The organism is Aromatoleum buckelii (assembly GCF_012910785.2).
GTDB classification, from domain to species: Bacteria; Pseudomonadota; Gammaproteobacteria; order Burkholderiales; family Rhodocyclaceae; genus Aromatoleum; species Aromatoleum buckelii.
The window spans coordinates 332,508-359,029 of record NZ_WTVH02000008.1 but is presented as its reverse complement, the minus strand read 5'-3'; the positions used below and the strand labels follow the sequence as shown (position 1 = coordinate 359,029).

At 63.6% G+C, this 26,522-nt stretch carries 23 protein-coding genes; 2 read left to right on the top strand and 21 right to left on the bottom strand.

Annotated features, from left to right (window positions below):
• Positions 1-17: 17 nt before the first annotated feature.
• The 6 genes from GO608_RS03545 to GO608_RS03520 all read right to left on the bottom strand — a co-directional run bounded on the left by GO608_RS03545 (position 18) and on the right by GO608_RS03520 (position 9,360).
• On the bottom strand, positions 18-3,107 hold the full coding sequence (locus GO608_RS03545) for a BPTD_3080 family restriction endonuclease (protein ID WP_247002829.1): 3,090 nt from the start codon (positions 3,105-3,107) through the stop codon (positions 18-20).
• Between the two features lie 367 nt (positions 3,108-3,474).
• The gene (locus GO608_RS03540; RefSeq protein ID WP_169198335.1) at positions 3,475-4,074 is read right to left on the bottom strand and encodes an AAA family ATPase; all 600 of its coding nucleotides are present in this window, start codon (positions 4,072-4,074) and stop codon (positions 3,475-3,477) included.
• Positions 4,075-4,274: 200 nt separating this feature from the next.
• Positions 4,275-5,009, bottom strand: coding sequence for an IS21-like element ISAzo4 family helper ATPase IstB (gene istB, locus GO608_RS03535; RefSeq protein WP_169200633.1), 735 nt, complete (start codon positions 5,007-5,009; stop codon positions 4,275-4,277).
• A 22-nt stretch (positions 5,010-5,031) separates the two neighbouring features.
• Positions 5,032-6,591: an IS21 family transposase gene (istA, locus tag GO608_RS03530; RefSeq protein WP_169200634.1), complete on the bottom strand. Its 1,560-nt coding sequence runs from the start codon at positions 6,589-6,591 to the stop codon at positions 5,032-5,034.
• Between the two features lie 211 nt (positions 6,592-6,802).
• Positions 6,803-7,666, bottom strand: a complete 864-nt coding sequence (locus GO608_RS03525; protein WP_169200629.1) for a hypothetical protein — start codon at positions 7,664-7,666, stop codon at positions 6,803-6,805.
• 8 nt (positions 7,667-7,674) lie between these two features.
• Entirely contained in the window at positions 7,675-9,360 is a 1,686-nt protein-coding gene (locus GO608_RS03520) for a DNA methyltransferase (protein WP_247002827.1), read from the bottom strand.
• Positions 9,361-9,468: 108 nt separating this feature from the next.
• Here GO608_RS03520 and GO608_RS03515 point away from each other — a divergent pair, with 108 nt between their 5' ends.
• Positions 9,469-10,722, top strand: a complete 1,254-nt coding sequence (locus GO608_RS03515; protein ID WP_169200664.1) for an IS256 family transposase — start codon at positions 9,469-9,471, stop codon at positions 10,720-10,722.
• Positions 10,723-10,788: 66 nt separating this feature from the next.
• Here GO608_RS03515 and GO608_RS03510 read toward each other — a convergent pair whose 3' ends face one another.
• The 15 genes from GO608_RS03510 to rpmH form a co-directional block, all read right to left on the bottom strand.
• Positions 10,789-12,462, bottom strand: a complete 1,674-nt coding sequence (locus GO608_RS03510) for a DNA methyltransferase (protein ID WP_211159289.1) — start codon at positions 12,460-12,462, stop codon at positions 10,789-10,791.
• Positions 12,463-12,828: 366 nt separating this feature from the next.
• Positions 12,829-13,515: a hypothetical protein gene (locus GO608_RS03505; protein ID WP_169197882.1), complete on the bottom strand. Its 687-nt coding sequence runs from the start codon at positions 13,513-13,515 to the stop codon at positions 12,829-12,831.
• A complete protein-coding gene (locus GO608_RS03500; protein ID WP_169197881.1) occupies positions 13,512-14,054 on the bottom strand; it encodes a hypothetical protein in 543 nt (180 codons plus the stop codon). Before GO608_RS03500 ends, GO608_RS03505 begins: the two co-directional genes overlap by 4 nt.
• Positions 14,041-16,131 (bottom strand): DUF927 domain-containing protein, encoded by a 2,091-nt coding sequence (locus GO608_RS03495; RefSeq protein ID WP_247002825.1) that lies wholly within the window; start codon positions 16,129-16,131, stop codon positions 14,041-14,043. The genes GO608_RS03500 and GO608_RS03495 overlap by 14 nt, the downstream gene beginning before the upstream one ends.
• Positions 16,124-17,011 carry a toprim domain-containing protein gene (locus tag GO608_RS03490; RefSeq protein WP_169197893.1) on the bottom strand — a complete coding sequence of 296 codons (888 nt, stop codon included), beginning with the start codon at positions 17,009-17,011 and terminating at the stop codon, positions 16,124-16,126. The genes GO608_RS03495 and GO608_RS03490 overlap by 8 nt, the downstream gene beginning before the upstream one ends.
• 2 nt (positions 17,012-17,013) lie before the next feature.
• A complete protein-coding gene (locus GO608_RS03485; protein WP_247002823.1) occupies positions 17,014-17,364 on the bottom strand; it encodes a hypothetical protein in 351 nt (116 codons plus the stop codon).
• Between the two features lie 47 nt (positions 17,365-17,411).
• Complete coding sequence (locus GO608_RS03480; protein ID WP_169197879.1) at positions 17,412-17,789, bottom strand: helix-turn-helix domain-containing protein; 378 nt, start codon at positions 17,787-17,789, stop codon at positions 17,412-17,414.
• An 11-nt stretch (positions 17,790-17,800) separates the two neighbouring features.
• Positions 17,801-18,100, bottom strand: coding sequence for a helix-turn-helix transcriptional regulator (locus GO608_RS03475; RefSeq protein WP_169197878.1), 300 nt, complete (start codon positions 18,098-18,100; stop codon positions 17,801-17,803).
• A 175-nt stretch (positions 18,101-18,275) separates the two neighbouring features.
• Positions 18,276-19,307, bottom strand: coding sequence for a hypothetical protein (locus GO608_RS03470; protein WP_169197877.1), 1,032 nt, complete (start codon positions 19,305-19,307; stop codon positions 18,276-18,278).
• 94 nt (positions 19,308-19,401) lie between these two features.
• The gene (locus tag GO608_RS03465; RefSeq protein WP_169197876.1) at positions 19,402-20,715 is read right to left on the bottom strand and encodes a tyrosine-type recombinase/integrase; all 1,314 of its coding nucleotides are present in this window, start codon (positions 20,713-20,715) and stop codon (positions 19,402-19,404) included.
• Between the two features lie 347 nt (positions 20,716-21,062).
• A complete protein-coding gene (gene mnmE / locus GO608_RS03460) occupies positions 21,063-22,418 on the bottom strand; it encodes a tRNA uridine-5-carboxymethylaminomethyl(34) synthesis GTPase MnmE (RefSeq protein ID WP_169197875.1) in 1,356 nt (451 codons plus the stop codon).
• Positions 22,390-24,042 (bottom strand): membrane protein insertase YidC, encoded by a 1,653-nt coding sequence (gene yidC, locus GO608_RS03455; RefSeq protein WP_169197874.1) that lies wholly within the window; start codon positions 24,040-24,042, stop codon positions 22,390-22,392. The genes mnmE and yidC overlap by 29 nt, the downstream gene beginning before the upstream one ends.
• 26 nt (positions 24,043-24,068) lie before the next feature.
• Positions 24,069-24,278, bottom strand: coding sequence for a membrane protein insertion efficiency factor YidD (yidD, locus tag GO608_RS03450; protein ID WP_169197873.1), 210 nt, complete (start codon positions 24,276-24,278; stop codon positions 24,069-24,071).
• Positions 24,278-24,637, bottom strand: a complete 360-nt coding sequence (gene rnpA / locus GO608_RS03445) for a ribonuclease P protein component (RefSeq protein ID WP_169197872.1) — start codon at positions 24,635-24,637, stop codon at positions 24,278-24,280. The genes yidD and rnpA overlap by 1 nt, the downstream gene beginning before the upstream one ends.
• 1 nt (position 24,638) lies before the next feature.
• Positions 24,639-24,773 carry a 50S ribosomal protein L34 gene (rpmH, locus tag GO608_RS03440; protein ID WP_002926183.1) on the bottom strand — a complete coding sequence of 45 codons (135 nt, stop codon included), beginning with the start codon at positions 24,771-24,773 and terminating at the stop codon, positions 24,639-24,641.
• 294 nt (positions 24,774-25,067) lie between these two features.
• Between rpmH and dnaA the strand changes: the two genes are divergently transcribed.
• Positions 25,068-26,501, top strand: coding sequence for a chromosomal replication initiator protein DnaA (gene dnaA, locus GO608_RS03435; protein WP_247002820.1), 1,434 nt, complete (start codon positions 25,068-25,070; stop codon positions 26,499-26,501).
• Positions 26,502-26,522 lie beyond the last annotated feature (21 nt).

The window sequence follows — 26,522 nt, the reverse complement described above, 5'->3', positions numbered from 1 at the left end:
ACGTCCCGAACACCGTCTCAAACGGCCGCCACCAGAATCCCTTCCCCAATCGGTTCAGACGCCCCCGCATCCCGAGCGTGATGCACGAGCACATCATCGACCTTCGACGGCTCAGCCTTAACCACGTCCCAGCACCACGTTCCGAACCCGCCTCGCGTGTTGACCGCCCGCACCCAGGCATCGAGCGCCATGCGCTTGACCCGATTCTGGTCCGAATCCTCGCCCTTGATCTCCAGCACCAGTCGCTTGCCGTTGGCGAGCTCGATCAGGAAGTCGGGCACGAAGCGCCGTCGACTGCCGCGCCACAGGTAGTAGATCTGGAAGCCTAGGTGGTCGTTCTTCGCGTAGGCCGCAACGTCGGCCCGCTGCTCGAACACATTGACCGTGTAGGCTTCCCAAGTGCTGTCTGCAACCGCGTGACTGATCTGCGACTTGGTCGTCTCGATGCAAGGCTTGGTCGTGTACCAAGTGCGCATGTTGCGCGTCGAGCCGATCGGAAACTCGCTATCGAACACGGGTTCCAGCCGCTCGGCGTTTTCCTGCCGGAAATGATCGACCACATGCTGGACGATGGTGTCGATCGAGAGCGCGAACAGGATGCGCTTGCGTAGCGGCTCCTGATGGAACAGGGAGGGGATGTCGAGCCGGTCAGACTGGAAGAATTCCTCAACCAGTCGCACCAGTTGCTGAACGAGGTATTCCCGGCTGCCGGTGAAGCCGTGCTGCATCTCCGCAAATGCCTTGCGCGCCGCCACGAACAGCACACGCTGCAGTCGGAACTCTTCGGGCAGCTTCGCCAGGTCGATGGACACCGCCTTGCTGAGGTCGGTCGCGCCGCCCAGGGCGGGTGCCATGTCGGCGCTGACGTGAATCTTGGCCGGGTCGAGTTTGAGCGCCGGCATCCTCGACCAATCGACGCGCAGGGTTGAGTGCACGACCACATCGACCCGCAGCACGTTGGGCCAACTGATCTCCAGCTCGGCGCGCTCCTGGATCGCCTCGAGCTGCGTGCTGTTTCGCGGAGGCGGTGGCGCATCGCCCCCAGCACCCACATCCTCGAACACCGACAGCGGAACACCGAACACGTTGACGTACTCGGCTTTGAACAGCATCCGCTCCTTGCCATCCGGGCACACTACCGGCTCGGTGTCGTAAGACACCCGCCGCAGGCCGCGGCCGATCACCTGCTCGCACAAAAGCTGGCTGGTGAAGGCGCGCAGTCCCATGATGTGGGTCACGTTCTTGGCGTCCCAGCCCTCGGAGAGCATCGCTACCGAGATCACGTTCTGCAGTTCCTGGCCGGCGCTGCCGCGCTTGCCGACGTTGTCGATGATCGCGCGCAGCAGTTCCTCTTTCTTCAGTGCCAGGAGTTCGGCTTTGCGCGTCGGCAGGATGTTGGCTGCCTCGACGATCTCGCGCAGCACCGCCTCATACGCCTTGTCAGTGCCGGAGGTTTCGCCCACCTCCGCCTTGTCGAGCACCTTCGAATCGACGCGCAGGGTGCGACTCGGCGCGTGGAGTTCAGGCCAGTACGCATCACCCGACCGGAAGTAGTATTCGATCCGCGCCGCGGTTTCGGTGCGGTTGCACACCGTCAGCATCACCGGCGGCGAGGTGTGGTTGTTCGCCTGCCAAGCTTTCAAAGTCTCGCGCCAGTCGGCCCCCAGCAGGGTATAGGCTTCCTGGACGATCTGCGGCAGCGCCTCGTGCGGCTCGGCCCCCCGGTGATTCAGATCCTCTGCTACCTCAGGCTCGCGGTACAGGTGATAGAGCTTGCTGCGGTAGGTCTGCGCATTCGGCAGCGCGTTGTCGCGGATCACCACGCGCGGCGTCTTCACCAGCCCGGCCTCGATCGCATCGTAGAGCCCGAAGTCCGAAATCACCCAGTCGAACAATGCTGCCTCGGTGCTGGTCTTGCCAGTGGGCGCAAACGGCGTCGCCGACAGGTCAAAACAACGGCTGATGCGGCGCATCTTGTGAATGCGGTCCAGACCCTCGACCCAGCGCGTGGCTTCTTCGAGGTCGATGCCGAGCGCCTCCGCCTCCTTCTTGCTGACCTTGCTCTCGGCGGGCTTGCGGTAGGCGTGGTGGGCCTCGTCGTTAATGACGATGATGTCCTTGTAGCCGGCGAGTTTCCCGAGCACCCGGCGTACATAGGCTTCGTCACTCTCCGCGCCTTTCTTCACCACGGAGCGATCCTGCTCCTTCAGCGGCATCAGGCTGTGCCAGTTCTCGATCAGGATCTCAACCTGATTCAGTTTCTGGCGTAGGGCTTCATTCGGACACAGCGCGAAGGAGTCGTAGTAGTTCTCCGGATGCCCCGGGAGCAGGACCTGCAGCCGCTCCTTGACCGTCAGACCCGGCGCAACGATGAACACCGCCCGCGAAAAGTCCTTGGTGCGCTTCGGATAGGTCAGGGCGTTGAGCACCTGCCAAGTGATGATCATCGCCATCACCGTGGTCTTACCGCTGCCCGTGGCCATCTTGTTGCAGATCCGCTCCCACGCGCCGCCGTCGCCTGGGATCGCAATGCCCTGCTTGTAGTCGGTCGGTGCCTCGGCGTGCCAGATCAACGTCTTAATCGCTTCGAGCTGGCAGAAGTAGAACGCGTACTGCCGGCTGATCTCCTCGTCCTGCCAGTGCGCGAGCAATTGGCGCGTCACCGACGTCACCCCCGGGTAGCCGGCCGCCCGCCACGCATCGACGCGCTCTCGGATGCGGTTGACGAGCTCGAGCTCGACGCTCCGGATCGTGTTGTTACGGGTGTCGAAGATCTCGTAGCCGGCCGGACGGCGGCCGTCGATCAGTTCGAGGCTGCTGTCGCTCCTGCGTCGCCAGTGGTGGGTCGGAGCCTCGAACGGCGAGTTGATGATGAGTGTTCTCGTCGCGCTCACAGGCAAACACCTGTAGGCGAGGGGGGAAGAGCGTCGATCAGGTCCACGAGATTCAATCTTGGATGGTTCTTGAGCACAAACATCGGTTCCCCGGACCGGCCTGTCTGGGCCGTGGGCAAGACTGGCGCGCTGCGCCGGGACGTGCCGCCCTTGCGTACCTGTTGCCGCGGTTTCAGGCTGACAATGCTGCAAAAACGGTAGTGACCCCGCCAATGGTCGTACATCCGGAGCAGGCTAAGAGTCCAACACAGCCAATGATGCCCTGACTCGATCTGCTTCAACGCCTTGCCCTTGTCAGACTCCCTGGTCTTCATCTCTATTGCGACCACCAAGCATTGATCTCCAACATCAGCCACTATTATGGCGTCGCAGGTCGAGCGCACACCCTCAAGCGGGGTGTTGGGCTTCATGAAAGGAAAGCAATCGAGCGCCTTATGGTCGAGGGAAAAGGCGAACGAGCGCCCCCCTCCTACTCGCAGAAGATTGTTCTCGGAGTCCGGCTCGACGACCAACCAGTCACCCCCCATGCGCTCTAATCTCCAATCTGACGCAATGAGCTCCTCGAAGGTCTGCACCAAACTCATTCGCCTGCTCCTTCTCCCTGCCCAGCAATCTCTATGTCACGGTAGGCGTAATAGATCTCGTCGCTGGTTTCGTTGAGGGAGTGAATCTCCGTATCAAAGGTCATAGCAATAATGCCTTCGTCAGACGTGACCTCCATCGGCCGCAATTCGCGCTGATCGACGAGATACGCACAAACCTTCCCTGGCGTCAGCACCTCGTCAGGTAGGAAACTCCCCAATTTCATCAGACGCTCATGTTCAGGATGGGGGCGTCCAAGCATGATCATTGAATTTATCTCGCGCACGAAATAGTCGCTATGCGTGCTTGCGACAACATGTAGGCCTGCGTTTACAAGTCGTGCGATCAGTCGGGCAATCTGACGCTGGTTGGTGGGGTGGAGGTTGAGTTCGGGCTCATCGATCATCAGGACATCGCCAGGTTGGGCTTGGTGTTCAAGATAGAACCACAGCCCGAACAGGCTCTTAACCGTTGAAGAGGTCAGATGCAGATCCAGCGTCGGCATATCGCCACCCTTGGCGCGCTGCTTTTTGTAGGGCGTGAAGCTGATATTTCCTTCCGCGTCGACTTCGTACCGCCCGCCCGCCAACTTGCGCATTCCGACGAACGTGACCGCCTGCACCGACGAACGTGACCGGTGGGGTCTGCGCGCGAAGCGTGGTGTTCAGATTCTAACCGCGTCGGTCACGATGATGCTCGATTCGAGGGCTGATGCAGGCTTATCCACAGGCGCCCGCCAGCGCGCCTCATACGCTGGCGGGCGGGCGCCTGTGGGTAAGGCGTCTCGCGCGCACGGCCTCATGCCTTTTCCTTTCTTCTCATCGACTCGCCCTTGAGGGCGAGCTTGTGCGCGGCGTGCACGACGCGATCGAGAATGGCATCGGCGAAGGTCGGGTCGCCCAAGTAGGTGTGCCAGTGCTCGATCGGCAGCTGGCTGGTGATCACGGTCGAACGCGTGCCGACCCGGTCGTCGAGCAGCTCCAGCAGGTCGCTTCGCTCCTGAGCCGACGGCGCGGCCAGGCCCCAATCGTCGATGACGATGAGATCCATGCGCGCGAGCTGCATGAGGCGTCGGCTGAAGCTGCCGTCGGCATGCGCGATGCGCAGCTCCTCGAAGAGCCGCGGCAGACGCACGTAGTAGGCCGCGAGGCCCTGCCGGCACGCCGCGTTGGCGAGCGCGCAGGCGAGCCACGTCTTGCCGCTGCCGGTGGGGCCCGTGATGAGGCAGTTCTGGTGGTGACGAATCCATTGACCGGTGCCGAGCGCGGCGATCTGGCTGCGCTCGAGGCCGCGCCCGGCGCGGTAGTCGACGTCCTCCAGGCACGCGGCAGCGGCTTTGATGCGGGCGGCCTTGAGCAGCCGCTCGATGCGTTTGCCGTCGCGCAGCAGAATCTCGCGATCGATGAGCTGGGCGAAACGCTCCTCGAAGCTGAGCGCGGTGATGGCGGGCTGGGTGAGCTGCTCCTCGAAGGCGCGGGCCATGCCTTCCAGGCGCAGGGTGCGCAGTTGTTGCAGGCTGTGTTGCATCAGCATCGATGTTCTCCGGTGGGTGGAATCAGTGGTAGTAGCGCGCACCGCGCAGGTTCTCGTGAGCGGCCGGTAGCGCAAGCTCGCTTTGCTGCGCAGTGGATGCGGGCAGCGGCGCGCGGTCGAGCCCGCTCTTGAGGATCGAGGCGACGTTGCGGTAACGCATCGCCCCGAGGGTGACGGCGCGGGTCGCCGCGGCTTCGAGGCGTTCGTTGCCGTATTGACGACCGAGGCGCATCAGCCCGAGGCATGCCCGGTAGCCCTGCTCGGGGTGCGGCATGCGTTCGAGTTGGTGGCTGACCACCTGCTCGGTGTGAGGTCCGACCGTGGCGCCCCAGCCGATGAGTTTGCCCGGGGACCACTGGCGGTGCGCCTGATGCGATGCGGGCATGTGTTCGGTGAGCGTGGTGAAAGCCCCGTGCCGGTGGCTTCTCGCATGCACCGCAACGCGACGGCCTGCGGCAAAGCATTCGATGCTGCTCGCGGTGAGGCGCAACTCCACCGGTTGGCCGGCGAGCGCATACGGCACGCTGTAGTAATGCCCGTCGAACTCGACGTGGTAGTCGATGTTGGGCTTGGCCCGTTTCCACTGGGCGAACTGGAACGCGGTGGCGGGCAACGGGCGCAGCGCCGGCCGATCGAGCGTCTCGAACGCTTCGTGGCGCGAGCCTGGCAGGCGCCGGAAGGCACGCGTGTTCAGCGGCTCGAGTAACGCGGCGATCGCCTCGTTCAACTCCCCCAGCGAGAAAAAGCGCCGGTGACGCAGCCGCGCCAGAATCCAGCGCTGCACGATCTGCACGCCGACTTCGACCTTGGCTTTGTCCTGCGGCTTGTAAGGGCGCGCGGGCAGGATCGCCACGCCGTAGTGCGCGGCGAACTCGGCGGTGGTGCGCTGCAGTTGCGGCTCATACCGGTCGGCTTGACCGATGAGCGAGCGCGTATTGTCGGGCACGACGAGCTCGGGCACGCCGCCGATGAAGGCCAGCGCCCGGGCGAGCGAGCCCAGCCAGTCGGCCTGCGACTGCGTCGCCGTGGCGCAGGCGAACGTATAGCTCGAGGCGCCGAGCACCGCGACGAAGATCTGCGCGCGCGAAATCTCGCCCGTGTCGGCGTCGACGATCGGCACCGTGTGGCCCGCGTAATCGATGAAGAGTTTCTCGCCGGCGCGGTGCACTTGGCGCATCGAGCGCTTGAGCGTGCGGGCGAACGCGCGGTACAGGTCGCAAAAGCGCGAGTACTGATAGCTCGGCCCGTCGGCCGTCTGCACGTACTCTTCCCACAGCAACGCCAGCGTGACGTTCTTTCGCTTGAGCCCCTGATGCACCGCCGCCAGATCCGGCGGCACGTAGCCCGCCGTCGCCCCGCGCGGGCGCATCGTCCCTCCGAGCCACCCGCGCAGCTGCGCCTCGTCGGCCGCGGACAATTCGGCCCATGGCCGGCCGCACTCCTCGGCCGCCTTCACATACTTGGCGACCACCCCCTTTGAAATCGACAGCGCGCGGGCAATGCGCTCGTGCGACAGCGCGCAGTCGTATTTGAGCCGTAACAGCTCCCTGATCTTGTGCATGGCAATCCGCTCCGCCGGCATCCCGTCTCCGCGCAAAGCACGCGAGGGTAGCCGGCCTGACAAACGACGTTGCCACGCTTGGCCTCACAAACCCGTTCCGATTTGATCGTGACCATTGATTCCGACATCGTGACCGCCCATTCCGACAACTGGCCGAAATCGGTCACGATCAAATCGGAATCCGCGGTCACGACCCGCGGAATCACCGGTCACACTATTTCGGATTCACCGGTCACGTTGGGTCGGAATCCGCAGCCAACTGGCGCTTGAGGTCTTCCGCCAACACGTGGAACGGGCCATTTTTGCCTTTCCGACGCACGGGAAGCTCATTGAGCCAATCGATGTAGTGGGCGATGGGCTCCGCATAGCGAGAGCGCAGTACATCCCGCAGCAGGTTCGCTAGGTCGATTTTCTCCTTGGCTGCATGATGCAGCAGGGCGGTGCGCTGATTGCGCAACTCCCTGAAGAAGAGGTGCAGGCCGTTACGTTCCGCCGGCATCAGGAATGCCTGACGGCGTTCGGTCCTTCCAACCAGATGAGAGATCAGCAGATCTACGAGCAGGCGCGGTAACTCGGGAAAGCCTGTTTTCAGCAGCGTGATCTTCACCATCGGATCACCATGAGGTTTGCCAACTCGCAGATATTCCTTACCTTCGCTACCTAACGTCAGCCTGTATTCAAGGCTCCGAGCTATGGCCGATTGGATCAGGGTATCTTGCTCACATACCCAGTTGAACTGGCTGCGCTCGAAAAGCTCAGCCTCAGCACGAAAGATCTCCGGCAGCCTGCGCTTCATCCCCCGGTGGCATTCGTCGAGGAGCTTGCCGATGTACGAGCTGAGCCATGCGCTTAGATCCAACGTGGCTGTACCCTCGCGTTCCAACTGTTCGCAAACCCCGTCCAGCCCGAGTGCTGCTGCGCGCGCTTGGCCTGAAGGTGCTGTGGGCTGGTTGAGGAAGCCATAGAGCGCATACATCGCCCATGTCTTGCCGGTATTGTTCAGGCCACACAGCAGCGTCAGCGGCTTGAGGGAAAAGCGCCCTCGCTCGATACAACCTAGGTGTTTGATGTCAAATTGCAGTGCAGTGTAGGGCATGGGCTTATTCACGAAAGAGGGGACAGGTTCATCACCTTCAGCGACTCAATACCCCGGTCGTCGACGATCTTGACAGCGATCTTGCGGTTATCGCCAGCTTCGAACGGCAGGCTGACCGTGCCGTGGAACTTTGGCAGGCGCGATTCATCTAGCTCGGCACGGATGTTTTTCTTCAGCTTCTCCCAGCCCTCGCCCTTGCCGGCCATCGGGAAGAACACCTGACGCGGGAAGAGGCTGCGCTCGTCATAGTCGGTGTCGAGCGCCCACATGGCTATGTTTCGCTTTCCGCCGGACACGAGCTCGCCCTTCACCGTGTCGAAGTAGTCGAAGCCGTGCACCTCGACCTCGTAGCGCCCGTCCTTGAGTGTGCGCACCTCGACCTCGGGCTGACCCATCAGCCAGAAGCTCTGGTTGCTGGCGCGTGCCTTCTTCAGGTCTTCGGTCAGCAGATCAGTGTTCATCTGCGCCTTGAGCGCGGTGATGCCCTTGAGCGCGTCGATGTCCTTGGCGGCCTCCGGGTCGAAGGTGAAGGCGCAGAACACGATCATCTTCGGCAACGGGAACAGGTTGCCGGCCTCGTTGAGCGCATTGGCGACCTGCCGTTGTTCCAGCGCGGCGTGCTCCGGACCGAAGCTCACGACGACACGCTCGCCGCTGTCCAGGTGGCCCACGGCGTGCAAGTTCGCCATGTCGCCGTCGAAAGGCAGTGCCTCCAGGTCGGCAAACTTCAGCATCTGGCCGCCCTTGCCGCGGATGCCGGTCTTCAGCAGTTCGTCGCGCCACTGGTGCTGGCGACCGGACTCACCGGTCCGCGCGATGCTGGCGTCAGCTTCATCCGGGCCACTCGCCTCGTCCAGTGACTTCACCGTCGGGAAGGGCACGGCCTCGACCGTGAAGGGGCCAGTAATGCGTAGCCTGTTCTTGGCGATGGCAGGCTGGTCGTATAGCACTTCCTGATCAGCATGCGCGGCGATCGAATCGTCCATCTGGCGCTGCATGGCCTGACGGACGGCGTGGAAGGCATCGAATGCCTCAAGCAGCGGCGCCGCCAGCACCAGCGGCGGATCGAAGGGGACTTCCCATTCCAGCCAGCCGGCATCGGCTTCGCTGAAGTCGAAACGGGTGCCCTTGCGTCCGCCCTCCCTAACAATGAACTCGAAGGTCGGTGCATGTTTGCGGAAGGCTACGTTCAGGGCTGCCAGCGCGCTGTCGATCGCCGGGTGCATCCGCTCGAAGATGCTGTCGATGTCCCGGTTGTTGGCAATCGACTTCAGCGTGACATGCGGGACGGTCTTGTAGATAAAACCGCCCTTCAGGCCCTCATGGGGGTACTTCAGCTCGAAGTAATCAAAGCTGGAAGTCATCAGGCGCTGCTTGGCCAGAGTGACCGCTACGCGCGAGGTGTCGCAGGTGATCCAACGGCGACCCCATTTTTCGGCGACGAAGGCCGTGGTGCCGCTACCGCAGGTTGGATCGAACACGAGGTCGCCGGGGTCAGTGGTCATCAGCAGGCAACGCTCGACTATGCGGGAGTTCGTCTGAACCACGTACACCTTCTTATCTGAGAATCCAGACGTTACTGTGTCCGTCCAGAGATTCGAGTACGGAAAAACGGGGAAGTCGTCAATGAATCTGACATAACATAACGTGTTGCCGACGAGTGACAATCTGCCGGCTTGTGCAAGAGCCACCATGCCGGACTCACCAGTCTTCCAATAGCCATTGGTTGGCCGAATCGCTCGTCCTTGAGAGCCTGTCAGAAATTTTGTGTGTGAGGCATAACATGTCAGCAAGGAGCATGTATGCCAAGCAAGACGAGCAAGAAGCAACCGGCGGCGCTGCCCAACATTCCGAAAGAACTGATTGACCAGTTCGTCGGCGGTCCAATGAGCGCCGAGGCGGTCAACGCGGCCGCGATGGCGTTCAAGAAGGCGCTGATCGAACGGGCACTCGGCGCCGAACTCAGTCATCACCTCGGCTACCTGCCGGGCGCTGACAAGCCGGTCGAGAGCAGCAATCACCGCAACGGCGCGAGCGGCAAGACGGTGCTTACCGAAGACGGGCCGCTGCGGATCGAAGTGCCGCGTGACCGCGCCGGCAGTTTCGAGCCGGTGCTCATCCCGAAGCACGAGCGGCGTTTTACCGGCTTCGACGACAAGATCGTCGCCATGTATGCGCGCGGAATGACGATCCGCGAGATCCAGGGATTTCTGGGCGAGCAATACGGCACCGACGTGTCGCCCGAGTTCATCAGCTCGGTCACCGATGCCGTGATGGGTGAAGTCACTGCCTGGCAATCCCGCCCGTTGGAGCCGATGTACCCGGTGGTGTTTTTCGATGCCCTTCGGGTCAAGATCCGCGAGGACGCCGTGGTCCGCAACAAGGCGATCTACCTGGCGCTCGGGGTGCTGCCCGACGGCACACGCGACATCCTGGGGCTGTGGATCGAGAACACCGAGGGCGCAAAATTCTGGATGAAGGTCTTCAATGACCTCAAGACGCGCGGCGTGACCGACATCCTGATTGCGGTCACCGACGGCCTGAAGGGCATGCCCGAAGCGCTGGAGGCGGTGTTTCCGGCGACCACGCTGCAAACCTGCATCGTGCATCTGATCCGCAACAGCCTCGACTACGCGAGTTGGAAAGATCGCAAGGCGCTGGCGGCGGCAATCCGGCCGATCTACACCGCCCCGAGTGCCGAAGCGGCGCTGGCCGAACTCGACGCATTCGCCCAAGGCCCGTGGGGCGAGAAGTTTCCCCCCGTGGCCGCCGCCTGGCGCCGGGCGTGGGATCGGGTGATCCCGTTCTTTGCCTTTCCGTCCCCGATCCGCCGGGTGATTTACACCACCAATGCCATCGAGAGCATCAACGCGCGGCTGCGCAAGATCATCAAGACGCGGGGGCACTTCCCGAGCGACGAGGCGGCAACCAAGCTGATCTGGCTCGCCCTGCGCAACATCACCGCCGACTGGGGACGGGCAGCCAAAGACTGGAAAGAGGCGATGAACCAGTTCGCCATCCTTTACGCCGAGCGCTTTGAAGCAGGCCGGGGCTAAAATGACTACCGACTGTTCCAACGGGGCCGCCTGCAGGCGGCCCCGTTGGAACAGTCTCTTCACGCCTCACACACAGAAATCCTGACACCCCCGTCCTTGAATGTGAACAGGGAAATCACCCGGAGGTCGTTGGCTGGTCATGTTGTCGAGTCGAAAGACTCGGGTGCCCTTTGGTGCTTCGCTAAGCGCCGCGACTGGGTCTGCAACCCGAGTCTTTCGGCCATCGGGGCATAACAATGAGGTGTATTGTCCAGCTCCCGACCCGCCGACCTCTTTCACTTGATACAACTCGCGGTACTTGACCTTCGTTGAATCTTTCGCGTACCAAACTACATAGTCCGAGACTCCCGCAAGCAGCTCGCTTGTTGCGCTACTTGTCTTCGCGACGGTCACGACGGCCACAAAATTTTCGGGGCCGAGTAGCTCGTCAAGAATCTCCCGCACGTGATGCAGGTTCTCATCCGAAATCTGCACGAACACGCTGCCCGACTCATGCAGCAGTTCGCGCGCCAGCAGCAGCCGGTCGCGCAGGTAGGTGAGATAGGAGTGGATGCCCAACTCCCAGGTATCCCGGAACGCCTTGATCATCTCGGGTTCCTGTGTGAGGTCAGCATCATTGCGGTCCTTCACGTCGCGCTTACCGACGAAGGGCTGGAAGTTGCTGCCGTACTTGATGCCGTAGGGCGGATCGATGTAGATCATCTGCACCCGGCCGGCCATGCTCTCCTTCTGCAGCAGGCTGTTCATCACAAGTAGGCTGTCGCCGGCAACCAGCCGGTTGGCCCAACCGCGTTCATGGCGGTAGAAATCGATCGCATCGCGCAGCGGCAGGTTCTCGAAGGGCGCATCGAACAGGCCGGGCTGAATGGCGTGCGCAGCCCCCTTAGCCTTGCCTTCGCCCTTCATCGCCTTGCGAACCGCAGACAGGATGCTGGCCGGATCGATGCGCTCATGCACGTGCAGGCTGACGGTGTCGATCTCGAAACTGGTGCGCTCGGCCTTGCCTGCCCAGTTCAGGTAGGGCGACTGCAGGCGCTTAAGCTCTTCCAGAGCTTCGCGCATCCGGTGGGTGTCGCCCGACGCGAGCGCGTCGTCGATCAGCTTCTCGATGTTGGCGCGGCCGGGGTCGAACTGTAGTGCCGGGTCGAGGTGCGGATCGTAGGCCCAGCGCGTCTTGCCCGCCTCCGGGTCCGTGGCCGGCGTCACCATGCCGACCTCCGGATTATTCTTGCGCCTATCGGCGTGGCGATAGGAAATGATCTGCGCCGCCTCTCCGGCTGCACTGCGCGCACTTGGCGCTGCCGGCCGCTTCGCAGCAGCGGGGACCTTCGGCGCGGTTTCTGTGCTCAACTCGGGCGGCTGCTGCGCTTGCAGGGCAAAACCATCAGCATCGTCGGCGAGATCACCGGGTGCGCCTGACGCGGCCTTGTCCTCCACCTTCGCGCGCCGTACTGAGCCGCCCCGCCCTTGCCCCTTCAACAGCACGCCCTCGGCGACGAGAACACTATGGGCCGGCCAGTAGTCGTCGTCGTTAATCGACAGCCCCTCGGACTGCAGCAGGGTCCCGATCTCGCGGCGAAGGGCGGCATTGCCGATCGTGGAACCATCGGACGGGACGACGGAAAGCATCGCGCGCATGACGCGATCTTGCAGGCTGGACACGGAAAGCACTCCCTGATCTTCTTGTTCGCAGGCCACCAGCGGCGGTTTGCGGTCGATTATGGCTTGTGAGTGCTGCATTTGTCATGCAGGGGCTGCCCTCCAACCGTCGGCAGTCCAGTCATGCCCTGGCGCTTATTTAGCTGAAGTTCTCTGAAGTCGTTGCGTATCCGCGCTCGTGCTTCTGCGGTCGGCTTCGGCGGATACCGACCGCCGATTCTGGGGGTAACCGCAGTGGTAACCGAACTGGTGGAAACCACGCCGGCGGATCGGGGGCCCTCGCGCATCCTTTCACGCTGCACCGCAGGGCGCGTCGCAAACGCCACCCCAGGAACGACAAACCCGGCACAGTGCCGGGTCTGCAAACTGATGCGGGTTACGGATCAGATTATCTTCAGCGCCTCTGCTTGCTCGCGCAGCGCCTTGCGTAGCTCGCGCAGCATTGCCCTAGTGCCGCCCTTGCCGGCGTTGCGCGCCACGGTCGCCTTGCCTGTTTCCGAGCGCGGCCCCGTCGAGCTTTCCCACGGCTTCCAGCGTTGTATCGCCTCCGCTTGTCGCGCCCGCCGCTCCGGGGTCCAGCCACTTGCCATCATCCGCCTCCAATAGTTTGTTCTGCTCGTTTTCGATTTCCCCCGTGCGCGAAGGCGCCGCCACCCCGTTATTGACCTGCTGCGGCCCTGTCGTCACGTTCGCTTGTTTGGCATAGATCACAGGCGGGTTCTTGATCGCAGACAGGGTTTCGAGCGTGCCGCGACATTGCGCCTGCGCACGCAGCGCCAGCCGCATGAAGCCCTCAAGGTGTGCCATTGTTGATTGCTCCATCGCCCGCTCGGCCAGCCGCGTGAACAAGGTCTGCAACGCTGTCGCTTGGGACGACAACATCGCTTCGGCGTGCGTCATGTCGCCACGGTTGAAGGCTTCGCTCTGGTCCTTGAGCATCCGTATCATGGCCGGGGTGTCGAGCTGCGCAGTCAGCCCCGTTTTCTCGCACGCCGAGACGATACGGAACGCGGCTACCTCTGGCGCAGTGATCGCCCGCGCATAGTTGCGATGCGTCTCATCCGGGTCTTGTGAGGCTGCGCAGGGAATCGCCTTGCTCGGCTTCAGGATCGTGGGTGCTTTCTTCTTGGTCATCGTCCGCCCTCGTGCGGGGTGTAGCTGGCACAGCCCGCGCCCTGATCGTCAGGGAGCTTGCGCAGCGGGTGATTCGCGCCGTAGGCAGGCAGCAGATCGTCACGCCCACCGCCGCAGTAGCCAAGAGCTAGGCCTGGCCTCTTGCAGCGTAGGCAGGTCGAGCAGCCGCGCCCTGCCGATTCCCCGCGTACCTCGTTGCGTACTGGCGTGCGTACCTCGGCCAGCGGCTCAGCCGCCACCGCTCCCCGGTGCGCAGCCAGCACCTCCTCGTGACTGACCGCCGGCGCGAACCACGCTTCCAGCGGATCGCGGTCGGCATAGTGCAGCAGCCAGCCGGTTGCCCGGATCGGGGACGCGGTGACGGCCGCTGGCGTTTCGCTGGAACTGCAGTGGCCTTTGTCGTTTTCTGCCGTTCCAGCCGTTCCAGCCGTGCCGCCCAATGTTTGCAAGGGATTCGGCGGAACGTCTGGCGGAACGCCTGCCGTTCCAGCCGTTCCGGCCTCCCGTTCCCGTCTGGCGAGCAGGTCATCCAGCGCCATTGCTCACCCCATGCAGCGCATTCGACCGGACTGGGTAGACGCGCACCTTGCGCCCGCCAATGTTCTCCGTTTTCGAGCGTTCGCCGGTTGCGCTCGCTTTGGAGATTACTCCGCACGCCTCCAGCACATCGAGCGCCTGCTTGTAGTCGAAACCCTTCAGCGCCTCGCGCAGTCCGTCCGAATTGAAGAGATACAGCCGCCCGCCCGCATCGTCAGGCTTCCACCAGCCCGCACGGTCGCGGACCATCACGCCTTCCGCCGTCCAGTCGGAAAAGCGGCTATCCCCATGCCGTTCGAGGAAGCCGGCGAGCCGGTCGAGGATTTGCCGCCGCTCGTCATTGCCGCGCCCGCGCATCGCTCGCCACGCATCGAAACCGATCACCGCCGCATCCAGCGCCGCGCCTTCCGGCCAGCCGGTGATGCCGTACTCGGTCGCCAGTTCGCCCGCCAGCGCGAGCAGCGCGAAGCGGCTCGCTGCGCGCTTGTCCTGCCCTTCGGCGTCGGGCGGGTTGAAGGGAGATAGCCTCTTGATGCGCTCCAGCAGTTCGGCCATGTCGCGCTCGTCATGCGTCAGCCGTTCGAGGAACGCGCGCCCGGCCCGGCCATGCTGTTGACTCGCAGCCCGCTTGATCGCATCCGACAGCGCGGTGCCAGACGGGAAGCCGTGCAGTTCGTCGAAGCAGCCGAAACGCCGCACCGCCGGGATGTCGAGCAGCCGCACCGCCTGCCCGGCCTTAGCGCGGTGCCCGCCTTCCATCATCGTTGTGCCGATGGTGCGCTCACCGGTCGAAACGATGAACGCGGCCCATCGCGTCACTGATCGCGCCGCGCCTGTTCGGCTTGCGCGCTGCTTGCCGCGCCCGTTGCCCAACGAATAGACGATTGCGCCGACTTCGCGCGGATCGCACTCGGAGATTTCATCCAGCGCCAGCAGACAGTCATTGAACAGCGCCGCCGCGCCTTCCATGCCGTTCGCCGTCGCGCGCCAGCTTCGCCGGTAGCCCGGCCCGCCCCATACCGAACAGGCAGCTTCCAAAATCGTCGTCTTGCCGGTCGAGGAAATGCCCACAAAATGCAGGCCGCCGCCCTCGGTATTGGTGCGCTTGAGCAATGGTCCCGCGAATGCCGCCGACAGCGCCAGCAGGAACAGCGGATTACCCACCGCCCGCGCCGCGATCTCGTCGCGCCATCGCTCGAGCGTTCCCGCCTGCCCATGCTCGTCGTGCGAGCGTTCGCCACTCTGGAAGATCACGTCATCAGCGCGCGGTCCGATCACGGCGTCCGGCAGCACGAACACGCTCCCGCACCATCCGACTTGCAGCGCACAGCGAATGCGCTTATTCGGCGTGCGCTCTTGCAAGTAGCGTGTGAGCGTCTGGCGGGCGGACGGATCAAGCTCCAGCCCCATCGCCAACAGTTCGCCGCGCAGGTCGGAACCATCGCCCTTAAGCAGTTCCATCGGCATCGCCCAGGGGCGCCACCGGCTCGCCGTGTTCTTGAAGCGCAGCAGCCGCCCGAAGTTGTTGCCGGTGCCGTCGAAGGTCTGCGCCTCGATGTGCAGCGGCCCGCACACCCAGGTATCGACCGGAACCGGATCACCGCCGCCCTTTGGTGCGCTCAGGGTGTGATGCCACACGCCCGGCCGAAGCTTGCGTCCGGTGTCGAGCACCGTGAAGTCGTCATACACCTTGAAGCAGGGGCGTTCATCCTCCGGCACGGACGGAACCGCCTTGTGATCGGTGCCGTCGCCCGCGCCAGCGGTCGCCGCTTCGATCAGATCGGCCAGTGCCGGAACGGCTGTAACGTCTACCGTTCCGTGTGCCGTTCCGCTCAAACCCGCGCCGTTACTCGGCGGAACGGCTGAAACGGCTGGAACGTCGGCAAACGGATGAAGCGGGTCAGCATCAGCCGCCGCGCCGCCCAGCCCGGAATCATTTTTCAGCGAGCTATTGAATTCATGTGCGTTACGTTCTCCCGTTCCGGCCAGTAGTGGCGCGGGATTCGGCACGCTCGCCGGAACGGCTGCCACGTCTGCCCCGAAAAGATCGGCGGTCATGGTGTCGAACTGGTCACTCATGGCGGCCCCCTTTGCGACGGATCGCCGCCAAGTCGTTGAAGTCGGAACCGGCTGCGCCCTCGGGAAACTGGGGCACGATTAGTCGCGCCCCGATCGCCTTTGCCGCAGCGGTCGCATGGGTCACGCCTGGATTGCCCTCGGTCTGGCGGTCGTTGTCCGCGCAGATCACCAGATCAGCTCCAGCCCAGGCGGTGCGCGCCGCCTTCGCCACCGGCAGCAGGTTGCCCGCATTCATCGCGCACAGCACCGGATGCCCGGACTCCTGGTGGAGCGTTGCACCGGTCGCCCATCCTTCGCAGATCAGGATCGTTGCCGGGTTGCCGAAGTCGCCAATCGGGGAGAACAGGCCACCGGCCCGGCCCGGCTTGAATCGCTTACCGCCGTCCGCCTGGATGCGCTGCACGTTCCACAGCAGGCCGAAGGCATCGAACAGCGGAACGATCAGCAGCCCGCCACGCTGGCGCAGGGCGTGCGGCTTCACGCCCTTCCCGGTCAGGTACGGATGCGCCGGGTCAGCCGGTGCCGCAGCAGTCCATTCGGTCCGCGCCTTGATGGCCCACGCCTCGTGTTCGGCCCGGCGCTCGGCTTGCGCCTTGATCTTCGCCGCCTCGATCAGCTTGGCGAACGCCTCGCGCTCGGTGTCGCTCATGCGCTTGCCGTCCGCCACCCACGTCGAGCGCAGCCCGGTTTTCCAGTTGCCGCACATGCCGGCAGCCCGGCCGTCGAGGTGCAGGACGTAGTAGCCGTTCAAGGTGCCGCGCTTGTCGCCTTCCCTGTAGAAGCGATGCAGTTGCCCGTCCGCCTCGATCACGTCAGGCGGGAACTCGCCCGCATAGAGCATGGCGGTGCGGAACTGGTCGATGGTGTCGTGAATGAGCATGGTCACGCCCTAGTCCAGTCGATATCACCCGCGCCCGGCAGATCGTCAAACGGATCGCCGCCGCCTTGGTGCCCGCGATGCGCTGGCGCAGGCTTCGGCTTCTTCGGTCGCGGAGTTGTCGCCGCGATCTCATCGGCCACCATGTCGAGACTCGGGCGGACCGTGCCGTCGTTGCCCTCGAACGTTCCCACCTTCAGCGTGCCCGCCGCCGCCACGGATGCGCCGGCACGCAGTTGCAGCAGCCGGGTCACGGCCTCGGCTTCAAAGGCGATCAGGGCGCAGGACACGCGGCCTTCGTCGCCCATCGGCACAGAGAGCCGCGCCAGCGCATAGGGTTTGCCATTCTTGCTCATGCGTTGCTGCGGATCGGCACGCAGCTCGCCAGCCACTAGCGCCCGGATCACCGCAGCACCCCGGCGACGGTCGCCATTGCCAGCAGGCCGAGCAGATCGGCTGCAATGCCGCCCTGGTTCGGGATCAGCACATAACGCGCTTGGCGATGTGGATCGCGCCCGGCTTCGGACGGCTCAAGCGTCCATGCGGTGTCAATCTTCGCGCCCTGATTGCGCAGCTCGGTCACACGCTGCGACGGGTTCATCACTTCGAGGAACAGCCGCGCCTCAGTCGTCATGACGTGCTCGGCCTTGCGCATCGCGGCCAGCAGTCGCGCCCGTTGCGCTTCGGTGCTGTTGCCCGGAAAATCGGCGTGAATCTGCTGAAGCAAGCTCTTGCGGGTCGCGCCGTCGCCATGGTTGCGGCCCGTTTTCTTGTAGTGCATGACGCGCCCCCTTACCGGATCACGCCAACTTCATCGGTGCGCTTGCCGCCGCACCGGGCTTGCTCGGCCTCGTTGGCCTGTGGGCGGCTCTTCTCGATCTGTGCCGCCAGCCAGCCGTCAATCTCGGCCTCGATCCAGCCGACGGCGCGAGCGCCGACAGCAATGGGCTTCGGAAAGGTGGGATCGAAGCCGCCCGGCCTCTTGGGGTTCGGGCGCATCTTGGCGTAGATCGTGGATCGGGAAAGCCCGGTGCGAGTTTCGACCTGGTTGCGCCTCAGGATGGTGGGCGCGGACTGTTTGATAGCGGCCATTTTCTTCCTCGTGGTAGTGAAGGAAGCCGATGTGTTCTGCATCGGCAGGGCTCGCATTCAAACGGCGTCGGCAAACTGACAGCCAGCGCGAAGTTCTGACAGAAAAACGGCTGTCATCTCCCGTTACGGGACTGACAGCCGCGCCGTTGCAGCGGATTGAGGCGTCAGAAGATCATCAGGATTTCAGGCCGAAATGCTCCGCAATGACGTGGTGCGCAACGTGGGCAACGCGGGAACCGTTGCCCTTGTCACGCTGCTGCTTCTCTTGCCAATCAAGCACCGACTTCAGATTCGGCTCTTGCTGCTTTGTCGCTCGCCATGCGGGGTATTGCCCAACGGCTTCAATGATGCGCTGAATCGTCGGGCTGTTGATCGCGCTCGCCTCTGCCGCCGCTGCGGTCGCCTCGATCTTCCTCCGCAGCTCCGCACGCTCATGCTCAAGCTCTGCAATCCGCGCTCGCGCCACGTCTAGTTCGGCCCTCAGGTCGGCGGCGAGAGCAGACGCGCCGGATTCGCAGCCTTCAGGAAGCGGGACCGGCCACGCGATCCCACTGGCCTTGCACCACGTCCGAATATCAGCGTGGGACAGCGGCTGCTCGCCACGGTCCATGTGCCATGTCCCGCTTTGGATTTGCTGGCTGTCGGCAGCATCGACCAAGGCAGCCCACCATTCCCCATACTGCGTACCCTTGTTGTACTCGAACAGCAGACTGGAAGCGTCTGTCAGGGTAATCCACTGCCGGGGAATGTACGTGACGAAGGATCGGTCTGCCTTCGGACTGGTGCTTGCAGTCATCCCGGCTTCACTGCCTGCACCCGGTGGCAGCCAGCTGCGCAGCCGCTCAGGCACAGCGATTCCCGCAGCCGCCAGTGCTGGCGCTATCTCCTCGCAAAGAAAGCCCACTTCACCCGCATTCAGGTCATGCTGCGCAGCATCCCGAAGGTATGAATGCGGACGGCCATGTACGGCGCAATCCATTTCATAGGCGAGCGCATCATTGCCGCCTTCAGTGATATCGCCGTAGCCGTGCATGCGTAGGCGCGTACTGACTCCCGAAAGCGCCTCAGCATGGCATAGCCCGATAGCGGCCTCTTGTTCAGTCACCTTTTCCGCCTTGGCGACCTCCACCAGCAGATCGGCAAATGAAATGAAGAGTGCATCACGCGCCTGGAGCCTTTCCCGGATTCCCACAACATCCCCTTTCATGCTTTCCCTTGAAATAGGCGCCGCGCCAGCCGGGCAAGGGAACCCGGTTTTCCTCCCGTCGGAGTAGGCGCGGCAAAACTCAGGTCTTCTCAGATCACGCAGCCCGGTACGCCTTCCCGAAGCGCCCGATGATGACCTTCCGGCCTTCTTCGATCTGCGCATCAACGAAGTCGGCCCACCACTGAAGCATCTCGCGCCTGTGCCCGATGTACTCGGCCCGGTTGTACACCCCCCGGATGCCTTTGGTTTCGTGCGCAAGGCACTTCTCGATCCAGTCGGAGTTGAACCCGGCCTCGTGCAGCAGCGTGGATGCCGTGCGCCGGAAGTCATGCAGCACGAAGTCCCGCACATCGAGCTCGAGCGTGCGAACGGCGACATTCAGTGTACTGTGAGCAATCGGCTTCTTCAGTGTGTTGCGGCTTGGGAAGATGAACTCGGAACCGCTGGAGAGCCCCTTCAGTTCATCGAACATCGCTAGTGCCTGCCGGGAAAGCGGGACGATGTGCGCCCGGTCTTTCTTCATCCGCTCGCCAGGGATCGACCAGACCGCCTCATCGAAGTCGACTTCATCCCACCGCGCCTCGATCAGCTCAGACTTGCGCACCATGCATAGGATCAACAGGTGCAGCGCCAGCTTGTTGGCACGCTTCATCGACGACTGATAGATCGACCGCAGCAGCCTGCCCACCTCATCCGACGACAGCGCAACCTCCCGACTCTTGGCGGTGGCGATGTACTTGGCCTCCACTGCCGCAGCCGGGTTGAACTTCGTCAGGCCGCGAGCAATAGCATAAGCGAACAGGCGCTTGAGCACGTTGCGCGTTGCCAGCGCCATCTGATCGGCTCCTCGCGCCTTGATCTTGTCCGTGATCGCCAGCACGTCATCTGCGGTCACGTCGGCAACCTGTTTCTCACCCATTCCGGGAATCACGTCCTTGTCGAGAATGCGTCGGATGTTGCGCGGGTTGCTGTTGCTCGGCCCGGCCACCTCACTGAACCACCGCTCGGCAAACGCCTTCACTGTGCTGGCCGCTCGGGCTTCGGCCTCCTTCGCCTCGATCTTCTTGCGAACGTGCATGCACCAGTCGTCGATAAACTTCTGCGCCCGCTCCTTCACTGCCACGGCCACGTCATCCGGAATCGCGTCACCCCGCTTGAGCGCCATCGGAGACACGCCTCGCCCCACCAGCGCCCCGCAGTCCTCGCGCCAGTGACGAGCGTCGGCTAGGGAGTAGGCCGGGTAGTCGCCAAGCGTCACCTTTTCCTGCTTGCCATACAGGCGGTAGCGCAGCCGCCACGGCATCGCGCCGCCCGGCATTACCTCAACGAACAGCCCGCCACCGTCGGATACCTGGAACAACTTGTCGGTCGGTTTCAGGCTTCTCAGCTTCGCATCGGTCAGTGCCATGTCTCACCTCGTTCTGTCCTTGTGCCCATAAAATACGAGATTTGGATAATTTGTGCCCACCGGAAAAGGATCGCCAACATGCCTGAATCCCTTAACTGACGTAGCCTTCGGCTCATCCTGTGCCCGGCGTGCCCATCCTGACGGGCTTGTTTCCCGCACTTTAGGTCTAGTTAATGGGTAGCTGTGCCCATTTTCAAAACACGTGTGCCCATCGTTCGGGCACTGATCTGGGCACATTCTAGGCGGTAGTTCGCGGAACTCGCAAGACGGCGCAGGAACAAAAAACCCGCATTTACGCGGGCTTTATGGATGATTGCATGACACTTCGGAAGGTCGCGGAAGCCTCGCTATTTTCCGATGCAAAACCGCGAAAAAATCACCCCCAGCAGATCGTCGGACGAAAACTCTCCGGTTATCTCGCCGATAGAGACCTGGGCCAGGCGGAGTTCCTCGGCGAACAACTCGAGTGCGCCGCACTGGGTGCGCGCAGCGACCACATGCGTCAGCGCCTCGCGCAACGCGACCAGATGGCGTTCACGCGCAAGCACGACGTCGTCGCCATGCGCGTGCCAGCCCGCCACTCTGAGCAGCTCGCGGCGCAGCAGATCGACGCCGAGTGCGAGTTGGGCGGAGAGATGGATCGCAACGCCGTCGTCGTGCTGCAGCCGCGCCGGTTCGAGCCCGCACAGATCGATCTTGTTGAAGATCGTGATCCGCTCGACGCCTTCCGGCAGCGCCGCATCGATCGCATCGTCGCCCGGTTGCGGGCCGACTCGCGCATCGACGATGCGCAGGATCACGTCCGCGCGGGCGATCTCACGCCAAGTCCGCTCCACCCCCAGGCGTTCGACCGGATCGGCCGTTTCCCGCAGCCCAGCGGTGTCGATGACATGGATCGGAATGCCTTCGATCGCGATCGTCTCGCGCACGGCGTCGCGCGTCGTGCCGGCGATGTCGGTGACGATCGCGCGCTCCTCGCCAGCGAGGCAGTTCAGCAAGCTGGACTTGCCGACGTTCGGCTGACCGACCAGGACGACATTCATCCCGCTGCGCAGCAGCGCTCCCTGGCGCGCACGCTCGAGCACCCCTTCGAGCTTCACGCGGATCGTGTCGAGACGCTCCAGCGCGCGGGCGTTTTCGAGGAACTCGACGTCTTCGTCGGGAAAATCCAGCGTCGCTTCGACGAGCATCCGCAGGTCGATCAGGGCGTCGGTGAGGCGGTGCATTTCGTCGGAGAACACACCCGACAGCGAACGCACCGCGGAGCGTGCCGCCGCCACCGTCGACGCCTCGATCAGGTCCGCGACCGCTTCGGCCTGGGCGAGGTCCATCTTCCCGTTGAGGAACGCGCGTCGCGAAAATTCGCCGGGCTCGGCGAGCCGGGCGCCGAGTTCGAGACAGCGCGCAAGCACGAGCTGCAGCACGACCGGCCCGCCGTGCCCCTGCAGTTCGATGACGTCCTCGCCGGTGAACGAATGGGGCGCCGGGAAATAGAGCAGGATGCCTTCGTCGATCGGCTTGCCGACTGCGTCGACAAAATGCGTGAACGCCGCGTGCCGGGGTTTCGGCTCCCTCCCCGTCAGCGCACGGGCGAACGGCGCGAGCGCCGCACCGGAGACGCGAACGACGCCGATGCCGCCGCGGCCGGCCGCGGTCGCGGCCGCCGCGATGGTGTCAGGCAGGCTTGGCGCCGGACTTTTCACCTTCGATCATCCGCGTGATCTGCCATTGCTGTGCGATCGACAGAATGTTGTTCACGACCCAGTACAGCACCAGGCCTGACGGGAACCACAGGAACATGAAGGTGAAGATGACCGGCATCGCCATCATGACCTTTGCCTGAATCGGGTCCGGCGGCGTCGGGTTGAGCTTCATCTGGATCAGCATCGACACGCCCATGATCACCGGCAGGATGAAGTACGGATCTTTCGCCGACAGGTCCTGGATCCAGCCGAGCCACGACGCCTGCCGCATCTCGACGCTGCCGAGCAGCACCCAGTACAGCGAGATGAACACCGGAATCTGCACCAGGATCGGCAGGCAGCCGCCGAGCGGATTGATCTTCTCCTTGCGGTACATCTCCATCATTTCCTGCTGCATCTTCGCCTTGTCGTTGCCGTACAGCTCCTTCAGGCGTTGCATGCGCGGGCCGAGCACCCGCATCTTCGCCATCGATTTGTAGCTCGCGGCGGACAGCGGAAAGAAAATCAGCTTGATCAGGATCGTCACGATGATGATCGCCCAGCCCCAGTTGCCGACCAGGCTGTGGATCCACGACAGTACCCAGAACAGCGGCGCGGCGATCACCGTCAGCCAGCCGTAATCGACGACCAGGTCGAGACCCGGCGCGATGTCTTCGAGCTTGTCCTGTTCCTGCGGGCCGGCGTAGAGGCTCGCCTCGACGCGTCCGCTCTGCCCCGGCTCGATCGCCGCCACCGGCACGATCACCCCGGCCGAATACAGGTCGTTGCCGACTTTCTGCGCGAAGAACTCCCGTTCCGTCCCGCCTTGCGGCAGCCACGCGCTGACGAAGTAATGCTGGACCATCGCGATCCAGCCGTCACTCGCCTGCTTGACGAACTTCGCGTTGCCTTCGGCGATTTCCTCGAACTGGACTTTCTGGAACTTCTCGGCCTCGGTGTAGAACGCCGGACCAGTGAACGTCGTGACGCCGAACGCCTCGACCGACTCGGCGGGCTTGCCGTCACGCGTGAGCTGGTAATACGCGTGCGGCGAAAGCGCGCGCTCGCTGCTGTTCTCGATCTCGTAGGCGACGTCGACGAGATAGTTGCCGCGATGGAACGTCATCACTTTCGTGACCTTGACGCCATCCTGCTCCGGCGCGTCGAGCCGCACGACGAGACGGTCCTCCCCTTCCTTCATGACCTGTTCGCCCTGCGGCAGGTTGAACGTCGTCTTGTGGGTCGGCAGGTTCTCGCCGATCAGCCCGGACTGCGCCGCATACAGATGGATCGCGCCGTCGTCGAACAGCACGAAGTTCTTCGTCTTGTCGGCTGTCGCTTTGTGCTGGGTCAGTTCGAGCCGGACGATGTCGCCGCCTTGCGCCGAAACTTCCGCGACCATCAGGTCGGTGCGCACCACCATGCGGGGCGCCGTCGAAGCGGTCGCCACGCCAGGCGCGCCCGGCACCGCAGTGGCCGCCCCGGGCGTCACACCGGTCGTCGGCGTCGGCACGCCGGCCCCTTCGATATCCGTAGTGGCAGTGACGGCGACCGGCGCGGGCTGGCTTTGCTTCAGCCAGGCATTCCACAGCATCACGAGGGAAAGGGAGAAGACGAGGAAGAGTACGAGGCGGCGCTGATCCATCGGATTATTGTTCGATCTGAAATTGTTCAGGGGACGGGATCATACCCGCCGGGATGGAATGGGTGGCAACGGCCCACCCGCTTGAGCGCAAGCCAGCCGCCGCGCATCGCGCCGTGGCGCTCGACAGCTTCCTGCGCGTACTCGGAGCAGCACGGATGAAAGCGGCAGTTACGGCCCAGCATGGGGCTGATCCCGTACCGGTACACACGCAGCAGAGCGAGCACCAGCGCTTTCATCACTCGCGAAACCGGCCGAGCAGATTCACGACATCGTCGTTGAGCATCGCGCGCGTCGCCATCTTGACCGGCGCCTGCAGCCGCACGATGAGGTCATGGTGCGCAAGCGCGGGCCGCGCCTTGCGGAACTGTTCGCGCACGATGCGTTTCAGCAGGTTGCGCACGTTGGCCCGCTTCGCGAGCTTCTTCGCGATGACGACTCCGAGGCGCGCCGTCCCGAGTTCGTTGGGGCGATAATGGGCGATGAAAAACCGCCCCTTGAACGCCCGCCGAAAAGCAAAAACGGATGAGTACTCATCCGTTTTTCGTAACCTGTAGGCGTCGAGGAATCGCTGGTCAACGCCCGGCCGGCTGCTCACCTCAAACGGCGAGACGGTGGCGGCCCTTTGCACGACGGGCGCGGATCACTGCGCGACCGCCACGGGTCTTCATGCGGACCAGGAATCCATGGGTGCGCTTGCGACGGACGACGGAAGGCTGATAGGTGCGTTTCATTTCGGTCTGCCAGTATTTGGGTCAAACGCGAGATTTAATTGGATAATGCACTGTTTGTCAAGCACAATTTTTGCCCAGACCTGTGGATAACTTTTGCGCCGGGGGGTAGAATCCGCGTTTCCGCTTTCGGTCGATCACAGAGCAGGAGCGGCATCCCTGCACCGCGCTCTGCATCACTTCCGCGAAAGCGTCCCTATAACCCACATCAAGCTGCCGCCGTCTTTTCGCCGCCTTGGTGAACAGTGGAGAGGGTACGCTTTGAAAACCGTGCCGCAAGCCCAAACCGTCGAACCCGTGAGCCAAGATCTCTGGTCCTTCTGCCTGTCGCGCCTGGAACACGAACTGCCGCAGCAGCAGTTCAACACCTGGATCAAGACGCTGCACGCCGATGAGGAACAGGCGGGCGACGGCGCTGCGTTGCGGCTGGTCGCGCCGAGCCGCTTCGTGCTGCAGTGGGTGCGGGAGCGCTACCTGCGCCGGATCGGCGAACTCGGCGCCGAATTCCACGGCGCCCCGATCGAAGTCGAACTCGTGCTGCCGGCTGCCGGCGCGCCGCGCCCGGCGGCGCGCCCCGTCGTCGGCAGCGCGCCCGCCACTGCCCCGGCCCCCTCTCAGGCGCCTGCAGCCGCGGCTGCCGCCCCGGCCGTCATCACGCGCCCGGCCGAGCCCGAATCCGCCGTCGCCACCGCGTCGGAACTCGCCTACGAGAAGACGCGCCTAAACGCCGACTTCACGTTCGACACGCTGGTCACCGGCCGCGCCAACGACCTCGCGCGGGCCGCCGCGATGCAGGTCGCGCAGAACCCCGGCACGTCGTACAACCCGCTGTTCGTCTACGGCGGCGTCGGCCTCGGCAAGACCCACCTCGTGCACGCAATCGGCAACGCGGTCTACCGTCACAATCCGCGCGCGGTGATCCGCTACGTGCATGTCGAGGACTACTACGCCGACGTCGTGCGCGCGTATCAGCAGAAAAGCTTCGACGCGTTCAAGCGCTACTACCGCTCGCTCGACCTCTTGCTGATCGACGACATCCAGTTCTTCAACAACAAGAACCGCACGCAGGAAGAGTTCTTCCACGCGTTCAACGCGCTGACCGAGGCACGCAAGCAGATCGTCATCACCTGTGACACCTACCCCAAGGACATCCAGGGCCTCGAGGACCGGCTGATCTCGCGCTTCGACTGGGGTCTCACCGTGCAGATCGAGCCGCCTGAGCTCGAGATGCGCGTCGCGATCCTGCAGAAAAAAGCCGAGGCGCTGCGCGTCGATCTGCACGACGACGTCGCGTTTTTGATCGCGAAGAACCTGCGCTCGAACGTGCGCGAGCTCGAAGGCGCGCTGAACAAGGTCGTCGCGTTCGCGCGCTTCCACGGCCGCGGCATCTCGCTCGAAGTCGCGAAGGACGCGCTGAAGGATCTCCTGAACGCGCACAACCGCCAGCTGACGATCGAGCACATCCAGAAGACGGTCGCCGACTACTATAAGATCAAGGTCGCCGACATGCACTCGAAAAAGCGCACGCGGGTCATCGCCCGTCCGCGCCAGGTTGCGATGTGGCTCGCGAAAGACCTCACGCCGATGTCGCTGCCGGCGATCGGCGAGGCGTTCGGCGGGCGCGACCACACGACGGTGATGCACGCGTGCCGGACGATCGCCGAGCTGCGCCTCGGCGATCACCAGTTGAACCACGACGTCCACGTGCTCACCCAGGTCCTCAGGGGATGAGCAACGCAGCCCCAGCTCTTT

What these genes read in the sequence shown, in the direction of transcription:
- GO608_RS03540 (WP_169198335.1), bottom strand. Translation starts at nt 4,074, where the DNA reads ATGCGCAAGTTGGCGGGCGGGCGGTACGAAGTCGACGCGGAAGGAAAT.
- istB (WP_169200633.1), bottom strand. Translation starts at nt 5,009, where the DNA reads ATGCTGATGCAACACAGCCTGCAACAACTGCGCACCCTGCGCCTGGAA.
- istA (WP_169200634.1), bottom strand. Translation starts at nt 6,591, where the DNA reads ATGCCGGCGGAGCGGATTGCCATGCACAAGATCAGGGAGCTGTTACGG.
- GO608_RS03525 (WP_169200629.1), bottom strand. Translation starts at nt 7,666, where the DNA reads ATGCCCTACACTGCACTGCAATTTGACATCAAACACCTAGGTTGTATC.
- GO608_RS03520 (WP_247002827.1), bottom strand. Translation starts at nt 9,360, where the DNA reads ATGGTGGCTCTTGCACAAGCCGGCAGATTGTCACTCGTCGGCAACACG.
- GO608_RS03515 (WP_169200664.1), top strand. Translation starts at nt 9,469, where the DNA reads ATGCCAAGCAAGACGAGCAAGAAGCAACCGGCGGCGCTGCCCAACATT.
- GO608_RS03510 (WP_211159289.1), bottom strand. Translation starts at nt 12,462, where the DNA reads ATGCAGCACTCACAAGCCATAATCGACCGCAAACCGCCGCTGGTGGCC.
- GO608_RS03505 (WP_169197882.1), bottom strand. Translation starts at nt 13,515, where the DNA reads ATGACCAAGAAGAAAGCACCCACGATCCTGAAGCCGAGCAAGGCGATT.
- GO608_RS03500 (WP_169197881.1), bottom strand. Translation starts at nt 14,054, where the DNA reads ATGGCGCTGGATGACCTGCTCGCCAGACGGGAACGGGAGGCCGGAACG.
- GO608_RS03495 (WP_247002825.1), bottom strand. Translation starts at nt 16,131, where the DNA reads ATGAGTGACCAGTTCGACACCATGACCGCCGATCTTTTCGGGGCAGAC.
- GO608_RS03490 (WP_169197893.1), bottom strand. Translation starts at nt 17,011, where the DNA reads ATGCTCATTCACGACACCATCGACCAGTTCCGCACCGCCATGCTCTAT.
- GO608_RS03485 (WP_247002823.1), bottom strand. Translation starts at nt 17,364, where the DNA reads ATGAGCAAGAATGGCAAACCCTATGCGCTGGCGCGGCTCTCTGTGCCG.
- GO608_RS03480 (WP_169197879.1), bottom strand. Translation starts at nt 17,789, where the DNA reads ATGCACTACAAGAAAACGGGCCGCAACCATGGCGACGGCGCGACCCGC.
- GO608_RS03475 (WP_169197878.1), bottom strand. Translation starts at nt 18,100, where the DNA reads ATGGCCGCTATCAAACAGTCCGCGCCCACCATCCTGAGGCGCAACCAG.
- GO608_RS03470 (WP_169197877.1), bottom strand. Translation starts at nt 19,307, where the DNA reads ATGAAAGGGGATGTTGTGGGAATCCGGGAAAGGCTCCAGGCGCGTGAT.
- GO608_RS03465 (WP_169197876.1), bottom strand. Translation starts at nt 20,715, where the DNA reads ATGGCACTGACCGATGCGAAGCTGAGAAGCCTGAAACCGACCGACAAG.
- yidC (WP_169197874.1), bottom strand. Translation starts at nt 24,042, where the DNA reads ATGGATCAGCGCCGCCTCGTACTCTTCCTCGTCTTCTCCCTTTCCCTC.
- yidD (WP_169197873.1), bottom strand. Translation starts at nt 24,278, where the DNA reads ATGAAAGCGCTGGTGCTCGCTCTGCTGCGTGTGTACCGGTACGGGATC.
- rpmH (WP_002926183.1), bottom strand. Translation starts at nt 24,773, where the DNA reads ATGAAACGCACCTATCAGCCTTCCGTCGTCCGTCGCAAGCGCACCCAT.